General features: G+C 43.6%; 6 protein-coding genes. 4 read left to right on the top strand and 2 right to left on the bottom strand.

Annotated features, from left to right (window positions below):
- Positions 1–599 (bottom strand): IS110 family transposase (locus I6N90_RS24540; RefSeq protein WP_197938564.1); only part of this gene is annotated, 599 nt, incomplete at its 3' end.
- A gap of 457 nt (positions 600–1,056) precedes the next feature.
- Between I6N90_RS24540 and I6N90_RS24535 the strand changes: the two genes are divergently transcribed.
- From I6N90_RS24535 to I6N90_RS24520, 4 genes are all read left to right on the top strand, one after another.
- The gene (locus tag I6N90_RS24535; protein ID WP_232243323.1) at positions 1,057–1,719 is read left to right on the top strand and encodes an NAD-dependent epimerase/dehydratase family protein; all 663 of its coding nucleotides are present in this window, start codon (positions 1,057–1,059) and stop codon (positions 1,717–1,719) included.
- A gap of 171 nt (positions 1,720–1,890) precedes the next feature.
- Positions 1,891–2,457, top strand: a complete 567-nt coding sequence (locus I6N90_RS24530; RefSeq protein WP_197938561.1) for a MarR family winged helix-turn-helix transcriptional regulator — start codon at positions 1,891–1,893, stop codon at positions 2,455–2,457.
- Positions 2,458–2,565: 108 nt separating this feature from the next.
- Positions 2,566–3,069, top strand: coding sequence for a hypothetical protein (locus tag I6N90_RS24525; RefSeq protein WP_197938560.1), 504 nt, complete (start codon positions 2,566–2,568; stop codon positions 3,067–3,069).
- 2 nt (positions 3,070–3,071) lie between these two features.
- Positions 3,072–3,938, top strand: coding sequence for an SDR family oxidoreductase (locus I6N90_RS24520; RefSeq protein ID WP_197938559.1), 867 nt, complete (start codon positions 3,072–3,074; stop codon positions 3,936–3,938).
- Between the two features lie 260 nt (positions 3,939–4,198).
- On the opposite strand, the gene I6N90_RS24515 is transcribed toward I6N90_RS24520, so the two are convergent.
- On the bottom strand, positions 4,199–5,108 hold a 910-nt coding region (locus tag I6N90_RS24515), incomplete at its 5' end, for an IS110 family transposase (protein ID WP_197938558.1).

The following is a 5,108-nucleotide window of genomic DNA, read 5'->3' as shown; positions in this document are numbered from 1 at the left end:
GCCTTGAGTGTATCCTCTGGTGTCTGCAAAACCGAATATGAGGTTGGAAACTCACTTAAAAAACGTAGCGAAATGCCTGAATACATAGCTCCAAAGACACCTTTGTAAGCAGGGAAAACCTGATCTAGAACAGCTTGGAATTGCAGTTTAGTCTGTACACACATCTTTGAAAGAGACTCATATTGCCTAGTTAGATAGCGTAGATTGAGTAGCTGGACGCCTCTTTTCTTAAAGGGTTCAAACTCTTCCTTGTAGTACAACTCTCCCAAAAGATAAGCGTCAGCAGAATCCGTCTTTACTTTACGAWGTTGAGACTTCCTAAGCCGATTTGAGATGAGCGGATTAATGACAATGTAAACATAGTGATGTTCCTCTAGGAATTGAACAACAGGGCTTTGGTAATGTCCGGTTGCTTCTAGAATAAGCAAAGGACGTTGTTTGGATACAGATTCTACGTCCTTTAAAACTTGATGGAGATTCGCTAAACCATCAGGAGTGTGCTTGAAATGGAATGTTCCTCTAAATGGTTTTCCACGCTCTAAAAAGGCTTGTCCATGACTTTCTTCTTTAGAAATATCTAGCCCAATAACTGGATTCATTTCATCTCTCCCTGTAAATGTAGATTTACTGGCAGCCCCTACGGTTTCTTCTTGTCGCTCCATAGCATCGCTTGTTATTCGGGATCTTACGTCCTAACCAGCCTCAATCATGGTCATGACAAGTAGGGTGAACATTATAGCGCTCGGAATCAAGTCCCACGGGCAGGTACGTTCGACCAGGTTACCTTAATCCTCTATGCAAATGAAAAAAGGATCAACCAGAAAGAACTGGTTGATCTCATAATACGAACAGGCAGGATAACATAATCAAATACAACTATATAATTCCATTATATTTGTGTTGACACGAAAGTAATTAGGAGCCATATTATATATGAACAATAATAATAAAATAATAAATGACATTAACGCTATTCCCTCGCTTGTACAATCCAAGCTTCACTATGGACAGACGAATAGTTAATAACAAATTAATTGAGAAAAGGAGGGATCCATCTTGAAAATAAGAGCGATAATTACAGGTGTTACGGGGATGGTTGGCGAGGGTGTATTACATGTATGCCTGCAGCATCCTGATGTGGAACATGTTTTAGTGATTAACCGCAAACCATGCGGCGTTTCACATCCCAAATTAACTGAAATCATCCATAAAGATTTTTTTGATTTATCTGCAATAAAGTCTCAATTAAGCAACTATAATGCATGCTACTTTTGCTTGGGTGTATCTTCTGGTGGTTTGAAGGAGGAGGAATACTCACGATTATCGTTTGATCTTACTGTGCATATGGCAGAAATGCTCGCAGGCTTGAACCCAGATATGGTGTTCTGCTATGTTTCCGGAATGGGGACGGATAGTACAGAGCTAGGAAAAAGGATGTGGGCAAGAGTGAAGGGCAAGACAGAAAATCACCTCATGCAGCTGCCTTTCAAAAAAGCATACATGTTTCGCCCTGCCTACATCAATCCAATAAAGGGATTAAAAAATACGCATAAATCTTATTATGCATTTATGTGGCTATTTCCTATTCTAAGAAGACTATTTCCAAACGTTACAGTGTCTTTAATGGAGCTTGGTATTGCAATGATTCATACCGTTACTAAAGGGTATGACCTATCTATTCTCGAAAGCAAGGATATCAATAAATTGGCTAAATCCTAACCGGGTACTTTTGGCTGATCTCATAATCTAATTCATCTGAGCTCAATAATACAGCTGTAGCCTTTTGCAGTGGCCGAGGAGGAATACAATTCCAGATATGAAGAAAGGCGGGGTATTGATGTGGTATAAAAATGTGTTGACACAAAAGTGATTAGGGACCATACTATAAATATGAATAACAATAATAAAATAATAAATGACATTGACGCTATTCCCTCGCTTGTACAATCCAAGCGTCAGATTGATCGCTATAACCTAGACATAGACGCACAGGCTGTACTCGTCGCATCTAGGCTAATGGCAGCGGGAGCCAAGCTTGGACATGCCTCGGAGATTCATTTCTCTAGATTCGGTTTATCAACAGGTCGATATCGTTTATTGGCAGATCTTGAAGATAACGAAGGAGAAGAGTTGCCTTCGCAATTAGCGGAGCATCTAGGCGTTACACGTGCTACAGTGACAGGTCTTATCGACATTCTTGAACGAGATGGGCTAGTATCTCGACGATCAAGCTCAGACGATGGCCGTCAGAGATCAGTCATTTTGACTGAAGAAGGAGCGAAGAAGCTCCGTGAAATGGCTCCGGAGCATTTCGCTCGACTGGAAGCAATGGTGGGCTTACTCAATATCGATGAGCGCAGCGTATTTCTCGACTTGCTAGGTCGAGTTACACAAGGCATCTCAGCACTTACGGGCGAACTAGGCTCGAAACCAAAGGGAAACATCAGTAATGAGTAGAATGGGCTAGTGAAGCTAGCCTATTTTTACTCTTATATAGTTAGGGAGCTAATTATATCTCGCTGAAAGCAATCGTTGAACTATTTCAAAGAAGAAGGGAGCAACTAAATGAACAAGATGAAATACCCGAATCAGACAGATGATGTTTACGGCATCAAGGCTACTGGTTCCAAGAAAAAGACTTTTGTACTATGGCGTGAAGTTGTAATGGCCTATGCTGCTCCTGCCATTATGGCAGGTATCGGGGGATTGGTTACTTCCGATAGGGGTCTTCAAATAGGGGCATTGATTACAATCGGCGGTGCATCGGCCTTGATGGCCTTGATGATTGGCCTTTTGTTGCGCAGCCGAGTGGGCCATATACGATGGGTCATCGGTGCACCTCGCTTGGTTGTGGTAGGGGTGTTCGCATTGGCCGGGTCCTCGTTTGGCCTATACGCCGCATGGGTGACATCTGGTTTACTAGAATTTATGATTCCGAGCAATGACTGGGCCTGGGTCGATCGTGTCTGGATCGATTTCCCGTTATCTGGATTTATTGCAAGCACGATAGTGACATGGCGGTGGCGTCTTTCCGTCACAACTAATTTTTCATCCAAAAGGAGAAGATAAAAATGATAGTTATTATGGGAGCAACAGGTACGATAGGCAGTGCGCTTTTGGAACGTTTGGTTGATCTTGGCGTACCCGTCAGGGCGCTGAGCAGAGAGCCAGAGAAGTTGCGTGATCAGATCGGAGAAAAAGGCCGATCGACAATCGAGGTCGCATCGGCGGATGCTTCCGACCCGGAATCGCTGCGCCGCGCGTTTACAGGAGCTAACCAGCTATTCCTTGCCATGTCCAACAGTCCAAGACAAACCCAATTGGAAACTTCAATCATTCAGATTGCCGCCGAAGCTGGAATTGAACACATTGTCAAAATATCCAGTCCTGCCTTTGAGAAGAGCTCTCCAGTGGCAGTGGCGGGCTGGCATCAAGAAATCGAGAAAACGCTGAGGGAATCGGGTCTCACCCACACCGTGTTGCGCCCTTATGCGTTCATGCAAAACTTAATACGCCTTGCACCAACGATCACAACCCAAAATGTTTTCTTCGGCACCATGGGCGATTCACCGTGTAACTTCATTGACTGTCGCGATATCGCAGATGTTGCCGCAGAAGTTCTGACCAACCGCGAGGTATCAGGCCAAATATATACGCTTACTGGTTCGGAGATTTTCAGTTATCCCCAGGTCGCGGGTCAACTATCCGCCCTGCTTAATCGGTCGATAAGCTACATTAACATGGAACCCCAAGTACTACTCCGCAATCTTATCGAGCACGGGCATATGCCTCCTTGGCTCGCAAACCACGTTGTGGAAATTCAAACCATGTCTACGGTGGTGCCAGAAAGTCCAAATGACACTGTGAAGCGCTTGCTCGGCAGAGAGCCACGCACGCTAGATGCCTTTCTGCATGAGTGTGTAGAAAATTTCCGGTAGAGGCGGATTCCACCTATTTTGAAATTTGTGTCGTTGGCAGCATTTTGTTCCGATTTCAGACAAGTCATTGAGCTAACGGGGAACGATAGCGGAGGAGCTTCCTTTGTGGTAGCTTCTCTTTTCTATTGAGCTATACCAGCTAATAGCTTGTCAAGATTACCAGTAAAATGACCCTAAACCATATGTTATAGTTAAAATAGGCAAGCCAAATAACCCTCCAATTCAAACGGTGTTTTGGAAGGTTAAACCAATTGAATTTGTTAAGCCAGACGGAATAGCTTTTTACTTTTCAAGATGGCATGGAGCCAATGAACTAGCTTATTTGCACATGCGACCAATGCCACTTTATGTGGTTTACCCTCGGTTCTTTTACGTTCGTAAAATTCTTTGAGTCGAGTGTTGCGAGAACGAATAAGTCCACACTGAACAGCCATCACCAGCGCGTAACGCAGCTGCCTGGAGCCACGTTTCGTAATTCGGTTTCGAGTTGCTGTAAACTTACCGGAAGCAAAGACACTCGGGTCAATGCCTGCAAAGGCGACTAGCTTTTTAGGATGATCAAATCGGTCGACTTCTCCAATTTCAGATAAGATTGTTGCCGCAATTTTATGTCCGATGCCGGGAATCGACTGAATTAATTCATACTCTTCAATTTCTTCAGCCAGAGCATCTATGTTCTGTTCCAATTCAATAAGATGCTCTTGGTACTGAAGAATAAGGGTAATAAGGACTTTCAAATTGATTAAGTGGCTTGCGTACATGGTTTGCTGAAACGGGTTTTGTTTTGCCGCATCTAGCAGCCGTTGAACGCGTTGGTTAATCCAGTCCTCTGAACGTCCTCTTTTCGAAGAAAGCAGTTCTTTCATTCTAGCCTTGAGTGTATCCTCTGGTGTCTGCAAAACCGAATATGAGGTTGGAAACTCACTTAAAAAACGTAGCGAAATGCCTGAATACATAGCTCCAAAGACACCTTTGTAAGCAGGGAAAACCTGATCTAGAACAGCTTGGAATTGCAGTTTAGTCTGTACACACATCTTTGAAAGAGACTCATATTGCCTAGTTAGATAGCGTAGATTGAGTAGCTGGACGCCTCTTTTCTTAAAGGGTTCAAACTCTTCCTTGTAGTACAACTCTCCCAAAAGATAAGCGTCAGCAGAATCCGTCTTTACT

Origin of the sequence: Paenibacillus sp. GSMTC-2017 (assembly GCF_016019935.1) — a bacterium.
In the GTDB taxonomy this organism is placed as follows: Bacteria; Bacillota; Bacilli; order Paenibacillales; family Paenibacillaceae; genus Pristimantibacillus.
Note: the sequence above shows the minus strand (reverse complement) of the source record. Positions and strands in the feature narration are given on the sequence as shown.